Origin of the sequence: Enterobacter cloacae complex sp. P6RS (genome assembly GCF_014982245.1) — a bacterium.
In the GTDB taxonomy this organism is placed as follows: Bacteria; Pseudomonadota; Gammaproteobacteria; order Enterobacterales; family Enterobacteriaceae; genus Enterobacter; species Enterobacter bugandensis.
In genome coordinates this window covers 236,735-237,012 of record NZ_JADCLB010000017.1, presented here as the reverse complement: position 1 = coordinate 237,012, position 278 = coordinate 236,735, and the positions used below count along the sequence as shown (strand labels likewise).

The 278-nt window shown below is 57.6% G+C and carries 1 protein-coding gene; it reads left to right on the top strand.

Annotated elements, in window-relative coordinates; genetic code table 11:
- The coding region (locus INF73_RS11295; RefSeq protein ID WP_193547295.1) for a hypothetical protein at positions 1-278 on the top strand (278 nt) is incomplete at both ends.

Here is a 278-nt window from a genome sequence, read left to right as displayed (position 1 = left end):
GCCAACGGCCGGGAATACACCCTCCGGGCCGAGGATGCGGGTTACAGCATTAAAGTAACGATAATACCGGAGGGCAGCAGTCAGCCGTCTCTGGTCGGGGCGGTGCAGCACAGCCCGGCATTAGATGTTTACGGTGCGCCATCGGTGGCAGATCTGCACATTTCCGGCACGCCGGAGGTGGGGCAGACATTGAGGGCGGAATATACCTTCAAAGCGAACGGAACCGGTACGGATGCTTCAACCTATATCTGGGCGAGATATGAGAAAACCAGCTGGAT